Below are 15,771 nucleotides of genomic sequence, written 5' to 3'. Positions count from 1 at the left end.
GCACGCGTCCGACGAATGCCCATAACTCCCCCTTGAAAGGTCAGCAGCAGTGTATGGCGGAATATTTGCTGTCACACCCACTTCGCGCGGATCGGTCAGAAGTTGATCGTGATCTACGCGTCAATTAACCGATTTCGAGACACGCCGAACCCGGCTGATGCGTTGCTGACAGGTGTTACAGCTAGCTCGCGCGAAGATCGCGGCGGTCGGGGTGTTCCCTCTCCCACTGCCGCTCGACCCGCTTGACCCGCTGATGCTCCAGGGCGATCAGCAGGGCACCCGCGGTCACGAGCGCGCCGGCGATCAGCCCCAGGATCAACGACAGATCACGGTTGCCGTACGCCGTCGCGGCGACCGTGCCCGCGATCAGTACCGTGCCGATGCCGATGAGCATCAGCCCGGGCAACCACAACGTGTCGATGAAGGATTCCCCGCTGTGCGGCAGCGTCGTGCGAACGTGATCCACCGGATCGCGATGAGCGCCTTTCATGGCAACTCCCTTCCTCGCCGGGATGCTTCGAGAATACGCCGTTGTGAGCTGGATCACATTGGTGGTCATCAATCGGTCACGCGCGGCGCCACCACGACCTGTCATGTTTGCTGAGCGCACCGGCAGTACTCATCGGCCCTTGCAAGGCCGCACCCGACCGGCGGAGGGCCTTCGCCATATCCGAGCGGTTCTGCACGTTTTGATCTTGAGACGACACGACGCACGAAAAACGTTGCTCGCCTGCGCATCACGCGCTTACAGCGGCGTCACATAATTCGCGCCGAAAACGCAATGCGCTTCCCGTGCGCGTCCTACAGTCGCCCCATCGGGGACGTTGCTCGGCTGCTGCTGACAGAGCGGTGCTGGGACCCCGCTCGCAAGGAGGCGTCATGGGGGAATCGTCGTCAGCGGCCAGATCCGCTCTCCACATCGGCCGAGTCGGGGGCCTCGCCATCGCCTTCGGTATCGGCGCGGCAGTTCTGACGGGCCAGGCAGTGGCGTCCGCGGACAGCGACACGTCGTCGTCGACTGGTCCGAGCGCGAGTAGCAGTGCAGCACAAAGTGATTCATCGCCGGCCGCAGGCCCGAAAGTGCGCCGCGGTGGCGCAGGCAGCAGCGAGGCGCGCACCGACCGCGCCACCCGCCGGGCCGAAGCCCGGGCCGAGCGAGCGGCCGCCCGTGAGCAGCGCGCCGCCGACCGCGCCGACCGCGTCGCCGAGCGCCGCGCGCGGACCGTGACGATCGACTCGCCAGAACCGTCCGAGCCCCCCGCACCCAGCCCCCGGCCGTCGCGATTGCTGGACCTCGTCGGTGCCGGACTCACGGCGGCAGGTACCCGGCAGACCGCGCAGGCCGCAGACGTCGCCCCCGAGCGCACCGTCGTCGCCTCCGGCTTCACCCAACCGACGGACTTCCAGTTCCTGCCCGACGGCCGCATCCTCGTTGCGGAGAAGAACGGGCGGATCCGCATCGTCGACGAGGACGGGGACGTCCAGCGGAGGCCCCTCTATCGGGTGCCGACGCTGACACAGGGCGAACGAGGCCTCGGCGGTCTGACCGTCGACCCCGATTTCGAGGACAACGGTTACATCTACGTCGCCTACACGACGATCTTCGCGCGCGACCGGCTGGCGCGGCTGACGGTGCGCGGTGACCGCGTGGTGTTCGGCTCCCAGAAGGTGCTGCTGCAGTCGACGGACCCCTCGGCCTTCTTCCACCACGGCGGCGCGCTCGGATTCGGTCCCGACGGGAAGCTCTACTGGGGCGTCGGCGACAACAAGAACTCCGACAACGCCCAAGACCTCGGCACCATCCACGGCAAGATCATCCGGATCAATCCCGACGGCACGGTGCCCGCGGACAACCCGGACCTCGGCGACGGCGCGCTGCCGCAGATCTACGCCTACGGCTTCCGCAACCCGTTCCGGCTGACCTTCACCCCCGGCGGTCAGCTGCTGGTCGCCGACGTCGGCGAGAACTCCTTCGAAGAAGTCGACAACGTCTTCGCCGGCGGCAACTACGGATGGCCGGGTTCGGAGGGCATCTGCACCAGCGACTGCGCGGGCGTGCAGAACCCGATCTACACCTACGGGCACGGGACCGGCGGCGCGGCCATCACCTCGGTGCTGTTCTACGACGGCGGGCAACTCGGCGCCGAGTTCCAGAACACACTGCTGGTCGCCGACCTGGTGAAGGGCTGGATCAAAGCGCTGGACTGCACCGCCGACTTCTCCTCCTGTGGGAACGTCCGGGACTTCGACGCACAGGCGGGCGGGACCGTCGTCCTCGCGCAGGGCGTCGACGGTGCGCTCTACCAGTTGCGCTACGACACCGGGCAGATCATCCGCATCGGTACGCCCCCGGTGATCTGACCGCCTTCCTGGGAGGTCCCTGGGAACAGCACTGATCGGGGAATGCCGGGCCCGTGGACCCGGTTGCCGCCGAACGTGGCTGTCTTCTCGCACGGTGACCGCGTTCTCGGTGGGTGCTACTGATGCGCCAAGGTCCCCTGGCCGGGCGATACCCCGCGGTGGCCGCCATGGTCACCCTCGCGCTCATCCCCTACCTGGCGTTGTCGGCCGCACTCGACCCGCTGGTGCCGATCATCAGCGAACAGCTGCACATGAGTGCGCAGACGATGGCGATCAGCTCGGGTCTGGGCAATGCCGCGTATGCGGTCGGCACCGTGCTGGCCGTGCAGTTCGCCCAGCACCTGCCGCAGCGCCGGATGCTGGTCGGGTACGCGGTGCTGCTGGTCGTCGGTTCGGTGACCGTCGCCGCGGCGCCGAACGCGCCGACGTTCGTGATCGGACACGTGATGCAGGGCCTGGCCACCAGCATGCTGTTGATCGCCGCCGCGCCCCCGCTGACCATCGGCTTCCCCCGCGACAAGCTGCGCAACACCGCGGTGATCATGAACATGTGCGTGTTCGGCGCCGTCGCGCTCGGTCCGTTCATCGGTGGCGCGCAAGCGGAGGCCCAGGCGTGGCGGCCCCTGTTCTGGATCGTCGCCGCGGTCGCGCTGGCCGCCCTCGTGCTTGCCGTGCTGACCTTCGACGATGCGCCGCCCGCCGACCGGGACGCACCCCGCGACCTGCCTGCCATCGCGCTGGCCACCGTGGGGTGCACGGCGGCGTTCGTCGGGGCCGCACAACTGACCAGCCACGAGATCTCTGATCTCGCGGTGACCGTTCCGATGCTCGGCGGCCTGCTGCTGATCGTCGCGCTCATCGTCTACCAGTACCGCGCCGCGCGGCCGCTGCTGACCATCCGCACGATGCTCACCAGCGCGATCCCGGTGGCCGGCGTCGGCGTGGCACTGTTTGCTGCGGCCGCGTCGGTGGCCGCGACCGCGCTGACCGCCGCGGTGTTCCTGCAATCGTTCAGTCCCGTCCAGGTCGGACTGCTCTACCTGCCGGAACTCGGCGGCGCGATCGTGATGGCCGTCGTGTTCGGTTTCGTGATCTCCCGCCGCGCGATGCACTACCTGCCGCTGGTCGGCATGGGGTTGCTCGCCGCAGGAATCCTGGTGTTCCGGCTCTCGCTGCCGGCGAATCACTCGCTGGCCCTTCTCGGTTCGGCGCTCACCGGGCTCGCCCTCGGCGCCACTGTCGCGCCCGCGCTGTTCGTCGCCGGTTTTTCGCTGCAGTCGAACAGTCTGCAGCGCGTGTTCGCGATCATCGAATTGTTGCGCGCCGTCGCGGCGTTCATGGTGGCGCCGATCTTCGCCCACCTGGCCACCCGGGTGTCGGACGATCTCGTCGCAGGAACCGGCGTCGCACTGTGGGTCGGATTCGGTCTCGCGGTCGGCGGTGCAGTGTTCGGGGTGGCGGTCTACGCCCTCAGCGGCGCCCGGCCACAGACACCGGATCTCGACGAGTTCCTCGACGGCGACTCGCCCGCATGGCATTCACCGCCGCTGCTGGCACGGCTGCGCGGTCTTCCGACGACCCCGAGCCCGCGTGCGCTCAGCGATCTTCCTGCTCCAGCGCCCGTCCTGACCGAGGCCGGTGACCGACCGATTCTGTTCGCCTATGACGGCACGGATTTGGCTGCGGCAGCGATCTCGCGGGCCGCCGAACACCTGGCTCCGCACCGCAACGCCGTCGTGGTCTGCGTGTGGCAGCCGGTCGACGTGGGCTTCCGTCCGGTCGACGACGATCGCGTCGACGCCGACAGGACCGGCGACGTGCGGTCGGCCGCGGAAAAGACTGCCGCACACGGCGCTTCGCTCGCCGAAACGGCGGGATTGCAGGCCTGCAGTGTGGCGGTCGAGGCGTCACCGACGTGGAAGGGCATCGTCGCCGCCGCCACCGAACACGACGCCGCGATGATCGTCCTGGGACCGCATCGTCGCAGCGGACTGGTCGGCCACCTCCAGGGCAGCGTCACCGCGGCCGTGATCGCTCACGCCACGGTGCCGGTGTTCGTCGTCCCGGCATCAGCGCCGGGGAGCACGTCCCCGGCGACACGCGAGCACATGGTCCACAGCGGGGCGTACTGACCCGTCGCTACTCCGGCCGGTGCAGACCCAGCTGGTCGACCTGTCGTTTGTCACTGTTGGCCAGGTCGGCCAGGAGTGCCTCGTCGCTGAGATCCAAGGGCGCGGAATGCTTCCAGTCATGGTGCGCCACATGATTGAGCCGGGTGATCAGGTGCTGGTCGTCGACCTCGATGGCGAGTTCCCGACGATGGTCGAAACTGCCCGGCGACAGGTTGATCGAACCGACGATCGCCCGCTCGTGATCGGCGACCATCATCTTGGCGTGCAGCTTGAGGTGTTTGAGCCGGTGGATCTTGATGCCGACATCGTCGAGGATGCGTAACCCGCTGACCCCCTCGAGCAGCTTGTCGGCTTTCAGATGATGCGCCGCGCGGGCCATCACGTGCACCTTCACCCCGCGGCGTGCTGCCCGCACCAGCCGCTCGATGATCACCGGATCCTGGTAGCGCTCGTTCTGGACGAACAGGGTCTTCTCGGCCCGGTCGATGAAGTCGGCGATGCGGGCCCGGCCGTTGGTCGGGCACCAGATCAGTCCCGCATCACCGCCGGGAATGAATTCCTCTCGCGCCCAATCGGCTTCGAAGCACTCGATGATCTCGAGCACCTCGTGCGAGCTCGGCGTGACCACCGCATAGTCACGCGTCTCCGTGAAGTTCTCGTCGGTCCAGTTCAACGATTCGACGAACGCGAACTCGTCGTCGATCACCATCGACTTCTCGTGGGTCAACCCGAACGACGGATTGCTCTCCGTGACATCGATACCGTAGTGCGTCAACAGGTCCCGAGCGCCGTCGTTGTCGGTCTCACCGTCGCGCCGCTCCGGATTCAGCATCACCTTGACCAGCACTCCGCGCTGGTGGGCCGCGACGATCGCGTCGAGCAGCGGCTGGTGGCTGAAGGCGAACATCTTGACGCGTACGGACTTGCTCGCGGTGTGGATGGCGTCGAGAACGGGCTGCGACGAATCGTCGGGCAGGATGATCAGGGAGCGGGTCACGGTTTCTCGTCCTCGTACTGGATGCGGTGGAGCTCAGCGTATCTGCCATTGCGCTCCAGCAACTCGGTGTGGCTGCCCTCTTCGACCACACGGCCATCCTCGAGCACGACGATCTTGTCGGCATCGCGGATCGTCGACAACCGGTGGGCGATGGTCAGCACGGTGCGGTCACTCATCAGCCGCTGCAGCGCGCTCATCACCAGGTGTTCGGACTGCGCGTCCAATGCAGCCGTGGGCTCGTCGAGGATCAGGATCGGGCTGTCACGGATGAGGGCTCGGGCGATGCCGATGCGCTGACGTTGCCCACCCGAGAGCGTCATACCGCGCTCGCCGACCGCGCTGTCGTATCCCTGCGGCATGTCGGCGATGAACTCGTGGGCGTTGGCCAGTTTCGCAGCCTCCACGATTTCGTCGTGGCTGGCATCGGGCCGGCCGAACGCGATGTTGTCGCGGATCGTGCCCCGGAACAGCACCGTGTCCTGCAGCACGTAGCCGATCTGCTGACGAATGTCGTGCAGGCGGTAGTCCCGCAGGTCCACGTCGTCGATCTTCACCGACCCCATACTGGGGTCGTAGAAGCGCGGAATGAGGCTCACCAGAGACGATTTGCCACTGCCGGTGTGTCCGACGATGCCGACAAGCTGACCGGGGCTCACCTCGAACGTCACGTCCCGCAGGACAGGCTTCTCACCGTCGTAGCTGAACGCCACGCGCTCGAAGCTGATGCCGCCCTTGATCTTTGCGGCCGTGACGGCGTCGGGCTTCTCCTCGATGCCGGTCTCCGCATCGAGCAGCGCGCCCACCCGCTCGACCCCGACTGCGGCCATCGCGATCGTGTTGGTCAGCTTCGCCAGATCCTGAACGGGTTTGAAGAACGACGCCAGGTAACTGATGAACACCGTCAGCGTGCCCGCGGTCATCGCGCCGGCCAGGATGAGCGCCGAACCGCGCCACAGCACCAGGGCTGTGCACGCGGCGACCACGACCGCGACGATCGGCGAGACCACCGATTTCACCCGGCGCGCGTTGAGCGCGGCGTCGACGGCCTCCTGACCGGCGATCGCCAGCTGCGCTTCCTGATGGGCTTCGCGGTCGAAGGCCTTGACGACCCGGATCGACTGCAACCCCTCTTCGGCCACGGCGACGATGTCGGACTCACGCCGGCGGACCTCGTGCGTTGCGGCCTTGACCGCCTTGCGGATACGCGAGACGAACAACAGCAGCAGCGGCGCGACCGCGAGCGCGACCAGCGTGAAATCCCACTGCAGGTACAGCATCAGGCCGAGCATCCCGACGATCGTGAGAAGGTCGGTCGCGATGCCCAGCGTCGAAGCGGACGCGAAATCCTGGATGGTGTCGACGTCGTCGGTCAGCGTCGACAAGATCGGCCCCACCCGGTGAGTGTCGAAGTAGCTCAACGAGAGCTGCTGCAGATGGTGATAGGCGCGGGTACGCAGATCGTTGCCGACGCGCTGGCCGACGGTCTCGGTGAGGTAATTGGCCGCATAGGTGGCGATGGCGGCGATCACCGCGATGACGATCACCATGATCGCGGCCAGACCGGCGACGTGCATCTTGCCCTCGCCGCCCAGGATGGGCTGCAGCAATCCGTGGAGCCACGGCGGCAACGGATGATCACCGACCACGCTGTCGAGCACGACTTTCAGAGGCCACGGCGCCGCCAGGCCCATCGCGATCTGCACGCAGAGCACGGCGAAGATGCCGACCACCGACCAGCGGTAGGGGCGAAGCAAGTCCAGGATGAGTCTCACGGCGCGGCTGCCTCGCTGTCAGGGGTCATCGATCGAGCGGACACACAGTACATCGCCGAGGTTGCTCAGGGGTGACCAACGCGAGGGGCGCGCGGGTAGGGTCGCAGAGACTCTGTCGGAGAAGGGTGTCGATGAACGCGGTGGTCCTGCGCGGCGCGCGGGCCCTCACGCGGGCCGGCGCGGCTCGGCCCTACAGCGCCCGCAGGGCGGCTCAGGCCTTCTCTCTGCCGTTGCCGAGCGCTGTGGCCGCCGAGATCCGCTGGCTGTTCCACCCGCCCTACGCATGCTTGTCCGGCGTTGCGATCAACGTGGTCTTGGCCGCGATATGGCTGTTCGTGCAGCCACTGACGCGCCACCACATGCACAACGATCTGATCGTCGTCGTCGACACCTATTTCGCATCGTTCATCCTCGCCGACATCACGACCACCAACTCGCTGGGCTCAGACCACTACCGCGTACAGGCGGCGATGGCGGCCGGAACACCACTGTCGCGGATCCTGATGGTGAAGAACCTCGCCCTGTTCGCGGTGGTCGGTCTGCCCACTCTGGTCACGGCGGTCGTGTTCACGCTGTGGTTCGACACGCCGTCGCGCCTGGCGCGGACCGTGCCGAATGTCCTGGTGCCGGTGGTGTCCTGGCTCGGCATCGGCAATCTGGTGTCCGTCCTGCTGCCGGTGGCTGCCGCACCGTTGATGCGGCGGTGGCGGCACCGCTCCGATGTGCGCCGCACCTGGTTTTGGTTGACGGCTTTGGCTCTGCCGTACGCGCTCTACTACATCGCCGACCCGATCGGCGGCATCGGGCACGAAGTGTTCTGGAACCGGATTCCTGCCGCCATAGGCCCCATCCTCGGCCGCGACACCAAGAGCGCCGTGCATCTGGGGATCGCGCTGGCGGTGTGGGCGCTCGCCACCGCGGCCGCGGTGCTGTGGGTGCGCCGGCGGGGACTGAGACTGCGTTAGGCGATCCGGTACGCCGCCTCGACGTCGGCCTGGGTGTCGGCGAGGAACGCGTTCAGCTCGTCGCCGACCATGAACGTCGTCACGAAGCCGCTGCGGTCGGCGATGCCCTTCCAGGTCGGGGTCTGCACCATCGTCGCCAGCGCCTGCCGCCAGTAGTCCACGGCGTACTGCGGCATCGCCGGCGGCCCGTACAGCCCCCGCCAGTTCGCCAGCGTCACGTCGAGGCCCTGCTCCCGCGCGGTCGGCACGTCCAGACCGGGCAGCCGATCCTCCGACAGCACTCCGAGGGCGCGCAGCTGCCCGCTGCGGATCTGATCGACGAACTCGCTGACCCCGCCGATCGCCACCTCGACCTCACCATTGAGCAGCGCCGCGGTCTGTTCGCCGCCGCCCTCGTGGGCGATGTAGCGGGTGGCGCGCGGGTCACCCGCGGCGGCGTTCACCAGCAGGTCGAAGGGTGCCTCGTCGTCGGGGGCGGCGCCCACGGTGGCGCGGGCCGGATCGGCTTTGACGGCGGCCATCAGGTCGTTGAGGTTCTGGTAGGGCGAGGTGGGGGTGGTGACGACGACGAAGTACTCGGTCATCAGCCGGGCGATCATCGTGACATCGGCGTAGCCGTACCGCGAGACGCCGCGTACCTGATTCATCATCGTCGCCAGCGAGGCGACCGACAGCTGATCATCGGCTCCGCGGTACTGCTCGACCATTGTGGCGAGGAAGTCCGAGCCGCTGTTTCCCGGCCGATTCTGCACCGGCAGAGGAACATTCACGATGCGCTCAGTCTGCAGGGCATCGACCACCGAGCGGATCGTCAGATCGAACCCGCTGCCCGGCCCCGCGCCCGCCGTCATCGTGACGGGGCCGGTCGGATACGGGGCAGCGACGGCTGTCGGCGTCAACGTGCACAGGAGCAGGAGCGCGAGCAGCACGCGCGTGAACGTCTTCATGATGTCGGGGCAGGCCTTCCTATTGCGGGTTGCCGCGGTCGTCGCACGGCGCTTGGACGCCGGCGTCGATACGAGCCACGGTGCGGGTCATCTCGACCGGGGTGATGCTGCCGTGATTGCCGGCGTAGGGACGATCGAGGAAGAACACGACGAGCAGACCGGCGGTGATCAGCGCCGAGACGCACGCGATCGGCAGCGCCTGGATGAGCTTGCTCTCACGCGGATCCGCCTGAATGACCATGTACGTCAACGTGAGAAGCGCGCCGGTACCGAGGGCGAACCACAGCGGCGCAGGCAGCGTGGGCGATGCTTCGGCGAGGCGCTCACGCCGCCCGTCGCGCCGCTGCGCCTCCTGGTCGAACCACTGCCCGTACGCGGCTTCCTGGCGTGCGTCACCAGGCGCCGTGGCGGAGAAGTCGACGCGCAAGCGGTCCACCCATGCCTCAGTCACCTCGCTGCTGCGGCCGTCCCGCATCGCCGGCCACTCGTCGCCGATGACCGCGCGGCCGTAACACACCAGATCGCCGCGCAGCCTGTCGCTGCCGGGTTGCGGAAGGATCGAGGCGACGGAGTTCATCTCGGTCACGGCGATCGCCTCGATACTTGCGCCCTCCCTGGCCCGTTGAAAGCTCTGCAGCGCGAACAAGATCACGAACGCGAGCATGACCGCGAACATCGTGCCGATCACGGACAGCGAGCCGGCACTGCGGGTCAGATCGGTGAACCAGCCCCCTTCGGGCGCGCGGGTACGCACCAGGAGTTTCGCAGTGACTGCGGTGGCGACCACGGCGAGCACGACGAGCGGGATCAGCCACGTGAGCACGGCAAGACACTAGAGGGTGCGCGGCGTTTGCGTGGCCGCTCGGGCAAACCACCGGCTGAGAGGCCGGTTCAGGCACCGACGTTGGGGTCGGCTTCGTTGAGGGCGCGCACCACGTCGTCGTAGTCGCCCCGCACTTCGGAGTAGCGGAGGAATTTCACCCGCTCCACCTGGATCTCCTTGCCGTCCGGATCGCTCTCGAGGATCTGCATGACCTCGGCGATGAACTCGTCGAGCGGCATCGCGAACGAGCTCTCCCGTTGGCCGCGAAGCAAATCGGTGGCGACCGACGGCGGAACCAGCTCCTTCAGTGCCACCGACGTGTCGGCGAGCTGCAGGCGCAGCGACTCGGTGAGCATGTGGACGGCCGCCTTGGAGGCGTTGTAGCTCGGCGTGATCTTCAGTGGCGTGAATGCCAGGCCCGACGACACGGTGACGATTGTCGCGGCCGACTGCTTCTGCAGATGGTCGATGAACGCCGCGATCAGACGGATCGGCCCCAGCAGGTTCGTGGTGAAGACGTGTTCCGCCGAATCGAGGAATCCGTCGGGGTGGTGCCAATCCTCCACGCGCATCACCCCGGCCATCGCGACGATCACGTTGAGATCAGGGTGTCTCTGCAGTACCGACGCCGCCGCGCTCGTGATGCTGGCCGGGTCCGTCGTGTCGATCTGCACGGTGTCGATCCCGGGATGCTGGGCGGCGATCTCGTCGAGGAGCTCGGAGCGCCGGCCGCCGACGATGACGGTGTTCCCCCTGTCGTGCAGGGCCAGCGCCAACGCGAGACCAATGCCGCTTGTCGACCCGGGGATGAAAACAGTGTTGCCCGTTGTGTTCACGAGTGTTCTCCCGCTGTCAGCGCACGCCGCGATCGGCGTAGCGGCCGCCTTGGACCTGGTCGCTCAACGGCCGTAGCTGGGCAAGCGCGTCGTCGTCGAGCTCGACGTCCAGCGACGCGACGTTCTGGTCGAGACGTTCGGAGTGGCGAGTTCCGGGGATCGGAACCACCGGCACACCCAGCCGCTCAGCCTGGGCGTACACCCACGCCAGGGCGACCTGCGCCGGCAGGACGCCGAGTCGATCGGCGACCGAGCGGACGGTGTCGGCTATCGCTTGGTTCTGTTGGCTGGCATCGCCGGTGAAGCGCGGGTTCTTCGCCCGGAAATCGTTGGCAGACAGGTTCTCTGTCGTCACCGACCCGGTCAGGAAGCCGCGCCCCAGGGGTGCGTAGGGCACCAGACCGACGCCGAGCTCGGCCATCACAGGCGTGACCTGCTCCACATCGCGTGTCCACAAGGAGTATTCGCTCTGCACCGCGGCGATGGGGTGCACCGCATGGGCCCGGCGCAGCAGGTCGGCGCTGACCTCACTCAGGCCCAGATAACGAACCTTGCCTGCCTGGACGAGCTCGGCCATCGCGCCGACAGTGTCCTCGATCTCTGCATTGTCCGGCGGACGATGCAAGTAGTAGAGGTCGATGTGGTCGACACCGAGTCGCAGCAACGAGGCGTCACAAGACCGCTTCACGTACGGCGGATCGCCGCGGTGCACCCGGTTCTCGTCGCCACTGCTGCGATCGATGCCGAACTTCGTGGCGATCTGGACATCATCCCTGCGGCCGGCGATTCCGCGACCCACGAGCACCTCGTTGTGACCCGCTCCGTACTGATCTGCGGTGTCGAGAAGGGTGACTCCGACGTCGAGAGCGTGGCCGATGGTGGCGATGCTTGCGTCCCAGTCGGTTTCACCGTAGTACTCGCTCATACCCATGCAGCCCAGACCTTGAGCCGACACATCGAGCCCGCCGAGAGTGGTGCGCTTCACGATCGATCCTTTCCCAGAGGTGACCACTGCGCCATCGACGCTAGTCAGCAACCGCCCGGGCACAATGGGTGCACTGCACCCAGGGACCTCACGCTGGGGAGACGACCGTCATGATCGGTGTCAGATCGGTGAAGTTCGCGACATCCTTGGACACGGGCCCGGATTCAGGCGCGGTGAGGGCGCGATCCAGACCCGCGCGGTCGGCGAAATGGCACAGCGCCGCCGCCACCACGTGCTGCCCGTCGATGGAGTCCTCGGGGTAGAACACCTCGGTGCGCTCGAGCCCGAACGGCGCCCACGTACGGCCGACGAACGGAATGTGGTTGTCGTCGTAGTAGGTGCGGTCGAACGAGCTGGTGCCGTCACCGACGTAGGTGACCATCAGGATGGACATGACTGATCCTCTCGTTGGGGTTGTACGTCAGGTGGTGGCCGCCCACGAGCACAGCAGCGACAGCGCCTCCGCGCTGGGGGAATTCGGCTCGGCGTGATAGACGACGAGTTCCTGTCCTGGGCTCGAGCGGACGTCGAAGGTCTGCATGGTCAAGGTGATGGGGCCGACGACGGGGTGTCGGAAGGACTTCGTCTGCAGGGATTTTCGCCGAGCCTCGTGACGCGTCCACAGCTCGGCGAACGCCGGGCTCGCGGCGAGCAGCTCGTCACGAACCGTGCGCAGCCGCACGTCGTTGGGGGCCAACCCGAAGCCGTGCCGGAAACCGGCCACGGCATCCTCGGCGACGACCGGCCAGTTGCAGTAGAACGTCTGCGCGTCGGGTTCGGTGAAGACGACGTGCATCATGTTGCGTGAGCGCACCCACTGCGGGAACAGCGCGTCAGCGATGTCATTGCTGGCGAGAACGTCGTAGGCGCGGTTGTACACGAACGCCGGATTGAACGGCCACATCTCCAGGAGTTCGAGCAGCGCCGGGTCGACGCGGGCGCTCGCCGTGCCGCGCTCCTGCGGGCTGAGCCCGGCCAACCGGAACAGGTGCTCGCGGGCGTCGTCGGGCAGCTGTAGAACGGCAGAGAGCGCGTCGATCACCTGCGGGGACGGATTGCGCTCCCTCCCCTGCTCGAGCCGGGTGTAGTAGTCGACGCTCATACCGGCCAGCAGCGCCACCTCCTCGCGACGCAGCCCGCTCACCCGTCGCAACCCGTCGCTGGGCAGGCCCACGTCCCCCGGCGCGACCTGGCCACGACGGGAGCGCAGGTACTCGCCGAGACCGTTGCTGGCCATGACCCGCATTCTAGGAGGCGTGAGCGTCGCGTTCCTGGTCGTGGCGCACCCGGTCAGCGCCCCGGCACTCGCAGGGTGCCTGCGGCGCAGACGCATACCAGCACGGCGACGATCGGAATCACCATCGCGTTGTTGAGGGTGACGGCGTCGGCAACCCAGCCGATGATGGCGGGCCCGGCGAGCACCGCGAGGTATCCGGCACCGACGACGCGGGACAGAGCTCTCGCGGATGCGCCGGGTGTGTTGCCGGTGGCCGTGAACACCTGAGGAACACAGCCGGAGAGGCCGAGACCGAGCAGCAGCCAGCCCAGGCACGTCAGCGGCAGCAGAGGTGACGCCATCACCGCGACGAGACCCACGCTGCACAGCAGCCCACCCCACCTGACCACCGCGACCGGCCCCACGCGCGCCGCCACACGATCAACGGTGAATCTGCCGACGGTCATCGCCGCCACGAAGCTCGCGAGTGCCGCGGCACCGGCTCCCGCACTGCCCCCGAGATGCTGCTGGGCGTGCAGGCTGCTCCAGTCCATCGCCACCCCCTCGGTCAGGAGGAGAAGAAAAGCCATGACTCCGTACACGGCGATGCGCCGGCGGGGCGTGGTGGCGACGGCATCCGGCGCCTGCGGTTCGGCGTCGTGCACGGTGGACTGCGATGACGGCGGTCGTCGCGCGAGCACCGATGCGGCTGCGCCACACAGCGTCAGGGCGAGCACAGCCACCAGAACGGCAGTGGTGCGCACCCCGACCCCGAGTGCGAACGCGGCGGCGCTCAGCGCTGCTCCGGCGACAGTGCCGACGGAGAACATCCCGTGGAAGGACGCCATGATGGGACGTCCGTAGTCCTGCTCGACGCGGACGGCCGAGGCGTTCATTCCCACCTCGCTGACGCCGATGGCGAGACCCAGTGTGAGCGCCCCGATCGTGACCGGCCACCAGGTCGACGACACCAGCGGCGGAACGAGCGCCAGCGACATCGCCACCCCGCCGGCCACCGCGACGCGTCCGCTGCCGAGGGCATCGACAGCACGTCCGCTCAGTTGCATTCCGACCAGGGCGCCGACCCCGAGGACGACCAGCAGGGTGCCCATCGACGACGCGGAGGCGCCCAAGGTGTCCTTGACGAGCGGCAGGTGTGCCGCCCATGTGCCGAGGACCATGCCGAACGCGACGAACACGGCGGACGTCGCGAACCGTTCCCGCCGCGATCGACGGTCGACGCTGCGCGCGAGGGTGCCCGTGCTGTCGGTCACGACGTCGCCCAGCGAGGCTGCGCCATCCTGCAGTGCGTGTGCTTTTCGTACGGCATTCCGGGTTGCCAGTGGATGAGCTCGACGACGAGGCCCCATGTGGTGCGGAAGTAGGCCCACTGCAAACCGTCCATGGGGTCGCCCTCCTCACGGATGATGTCCGAGAGCGCTTCGGTGTCTGTGCGTGCCGCCAATTCTGCACTGGCGGAATGGATGTCGTCGACGTGCAGACAAAGGTGCCAGCCGCCCGGGTCGGCGGGACGCGGTGGCTTGTTGGGTATCTCGGCGGTGCGGTCGGTGTACTCGAGGAGCTCGAGGTTGAAGGAGTCGCCGAGGACGAGGTTGGCCTGGCGCAGGGTTCCCCGTTCCGGTTCGGTGTCACCCGGCCAGACGTACCCGAAGTCCCCGTAGGGACCCGCGGTGATGACCACATCGAAACCGAAGGCATCGACGAAGAATGCGACGGCCTCGTCGAGATCGGGGACCGCGAGACCTACGTGATCGAATGCACGGCGGGCGGTGATCATCAGTCCTCCAAAGATCGATACAGATGCGCCCGCGTGAGATGGCGGGACTCAGAGACGAGAATAGCTAACTATCGTTAGTTTGTCACTGCGTGAGATATGAAATCCTCAGCAGGACAATAGGTTAGGAGCCGGTATCAGATCTGGAGCGACAGGATCTGCCGGCTGATGAGGACGGCGTCGTCGGCGCCTGTACGGACGGCCGCGGGACTCGTGTCGGGGCCGAACCATCTCGTGGCGCCTTCCAGCACGGTCATGACGACCCTGACCCGCCGAACGGTGCCGTCGATTCCCATGTCACGCGCGGCCGCGACGTACAGCGCCTCGTAGCGGTCGACCCACTCGTTGACCTTGCTGCTCAGCTCGGGCGGCAGGACGTGGGCGGTGCGATCGGTGGCCACGATCAGGTCCCACAAATTGCTCTCCGGGAGTTCGACCTGACGCACGAAGTGCAGTCGGACCATAGCGTCCCAGAACGCCGATGCGTCGGGCGCGCCGGCGACCGCATCGACGAGGGCCTGGCTGAAGCCATGGAATTGCCAACGCAACGATTCGGCGATGATCTCATCACGGCCACCCGGGAAATGGGTGTAGATGCTGGGCGCCTTGATGTCGAGTTCCTTGGCGAGCGTGCGCATGCTCACGGAGTCCATGCCATGGCGAACGCAGAGCGCCAAGAACGCCTCGAGTACCCGACGCTTGGCCGCCGACATGGTGTCGCGGTCCGTCGCATCGAATTGTCGGATGAAGTCCTCGAGGGCGCGGAGGCGATATGCGCTCGCGCGGCCTGTGCCGGCGGGCTTCCCGAGCGTCGCGGCATCCTGGGTACTCACCGTCACCAGCGTAACCGCCGGTCGGGCACCGTCAGGCCTGGTGTCACGTCACAGACCACGTGTCGCTCGCGGCACGACGTTCGGGTTGATGCCGACGTAGGTGGTCTCG

At 67.3% G+C, this 15,771-nt stretch carries 15 protein-coding genes; 3 read left to right on the top strand and 12 right to left on the bottom strand.

Translation table 11 applies throughout. From position 1 onward, the window contains the following. Window positions 1-181 precede the first annotated feature (181 nt). A complete protein-coding gene (gene usfY / locus PGN37_RS26520) occupies window positions 182-490 on the bottom strand; it encodes a protein UsfY (protein ID WP_335333935.1) in 309 nt (102 codons plus the stop codon). Between the two features lie 389 nt (window positions 491-879). Between usfY and PGN37_RS26515 the strand changes: the two genes are divergently transcribed. Together PGN37_RS26515 and PGN37_RS26510 are read left to right on the top strand one after the other, a co-directional pair. Further along, window positions 880-2,361, top strand: a complete 1,482-nt coding sequence (locus tag PGN37_RS26515) for a PQQ-dependent sugar dehydrogenase (protein WP_335333934.1) — start codon at window positions 880-882, stop codon at window positions 2,359-2,361. 122 nt (window positions 2,362-2,483) lie between these two features. After that, window positions 2,484-4,493: an MFS transporter gene (locus PGN37_RS26510; RefSeq protein ID WP_335333933.1), complete on the top strand. Its 2,010-nt coding sequence runs from the start codon at window positions 2,484-2,486 to the stop codon at window positions 4,491-4,493. Between the two features lie 7 nt (window positions 4,494-4,500). Here PGN37_RS26510 and PGN37_RS26505 read toward each other — a convergent pair whose 3' ends face one another. Together PGN37_RS26505 and PGN37_RS26500 are read right to left on the bottom strand one after the other, a co-directional pair. Continuing rightward, window positions 4,501-5,490 carry a phospholipase D-like domain-containing protein gene (locus PGN37_RS26505; protein ID WP_335333932.1) on the bottom strand — a complete coding sequence of 330 codons (990 nt, stop codon included), beginning with the start codon at window positions 5,488-5,490 and terminating at the stop codon, window positions 4,501-4,503. After that, a complete protein-coding gene (locus tag PGN37_RS26500) occupies window positions 5,487-7,262 on the bottom strand; it encodes an ABC transporter ATP-binding protein (protein ID WP_335333931.1) in 1,776 nt (591 codons plus the stop codon). Before PGN37_RS26500 ends, PGN37_RS26505 begins: the two co-directional genes overlap by 4 nt. A gap of 131 nt (window positions 7,263-7,393) precedes the next feature. Between PGN37_RS26500 and PGN37_RS26495 the strand changes: the two genes are divergently transcribed. After that, a complete protein-coding gene (locus PGN37_RS26495; protein WP_335333930.1) occupies window positions 7,394-8,227 on the top strand; it encodes a hypothetical protein in 834 nt (277 codons plus the stop codon). Here PGN37_RS26495 and PGN37_RS26490 read toward each other — a convergent pair. From PGN37_RS26490 to PGN37_RS26450, 9 genes are all read right to left on the bottom strand, one after another. Further along, a complete protein-coding gene (locus PGN37_RS26490; RefSeq protein ID WP_335333929.1) occupies window positions 8,224-9,174 on the bottom strand; it encodes a tripartite tricarboxylate transporter substrate binding protein in 951 nt (316 codons plus the stop codon). The two genes, PGN37_RS26495 and PGN37_RS26490, sit on opposite strands and share 4 nt — an antisense overlap. Window positions 9,175-9,193: 19 nt before the next feature. Beyond that, entirely contained in the window at window positions 9,194-9,997 is an 804-nt protein-coding gene (locus PGN37_RS26485) for a bestrophin-like domain (protein ID WP_335333928.1), read from the bottom strand. 68 nt (window positions 9,998-10,065) lie between these two features. Further along, entirely contained in the window at window positions 10,066-10,833 is a 768-nt protein-coding gene (locus PGN37_RS26480) for an SDR family oxidoreductase (RefSeq protein ID WP_335333927.1), read from the bottom strand. A 16-nt stretch (window positions 10,834-10,849) separates the two neighbouring features. Continuing rightward, window positions 10,850-11,764, bottom strand: a complete 915-nt coding sequence (locus PGN37_RS26475; RefSeq protein WP_442933029.1) for an aldo/keto reductase — start codon at window positions 11,762-11,764, stop codon at window positions 10,850-10,852. A 142-nt stretch (window positions 11,765-11,906) separates the two neighbouring features. Continuing rightward, window positions 11,907-12,212: an EthD family reductase gene (locus tag PGN37_RS26470; protein WP_335333925.1), complete on the bottom strand. Its 306-nt coding sequence runs from the start codon at window positions 12,210-12,212 to the stop codon at window positions 11,907-11,909. Window positions 12,213-12,239: 27 nt separating this feature from the next. Beyond that, complete coding sequence (locus tag PGN37_RS26465) at window positions 12,240-13,055, bottom strand: helix-turn-helix transcriptional regulator (RefSeq protein WP_335333924.1); 816 nt, start codon at window positions 13,053-13,055, stop codon at window positions 12,240-12,242. A gap of 53 nt (window positions 13,056-13,108) precedes the next feature. After that, window positions 13,109-14,308, bottom strand: coding sequence for an MFS transporter (locus PGN37_RS26460; protein ID WP_335333923.1), 1,200 nt, complete (start codon window positions 14,306-14,308; stop codon window positions 13,109-13,111). Beyond that, window positions 14,305-14,832 carry a VOC family protein gene (locus tag PGN37_RS26455; protein ID WP_335333922.1) on the bottom strand — a complete coding sequence of 176 codons (528 nt, stop codon included), beginning with the start codon at window positions 14,830-14,832 and terminating at the stop codon, window positions 14,305-14,307. Before PGN37_RS26455 ends, PGN37_RS26460 begins: the two co-directional genes overlap by 4 nt. A 134-nt stretch (window positions 14,833-14,966) precedes the next feature. After that, window positions 14,967-15,662, bottom strand: coding sequence for a TetR/AcrR family transcriptional regulator (locus PGN37_RS26450; protein ID WP_335333921.1), 696 nt, complete (start codon window positions 15,660-15,662; stop codon window positions 14,967-14,969). Window positions 15,663-15,771 lie beyond the last annotated feature (109 nt).

Origin of the sequence: Mycobacterium kyogaense (assembly GCF_036946525.1) — a bacterium.
Taxonomy (GTDB): domain Bacteria; phylum Actinomycetota; class Actinomycetes; order Mycobacteriales; family Mycobacteriaceae; genus Mycobacterium; species Mycobacterium kyogaense_A.
This window is presented reverse-complemented; position numbering and strand designations above follow the sequence as displayed.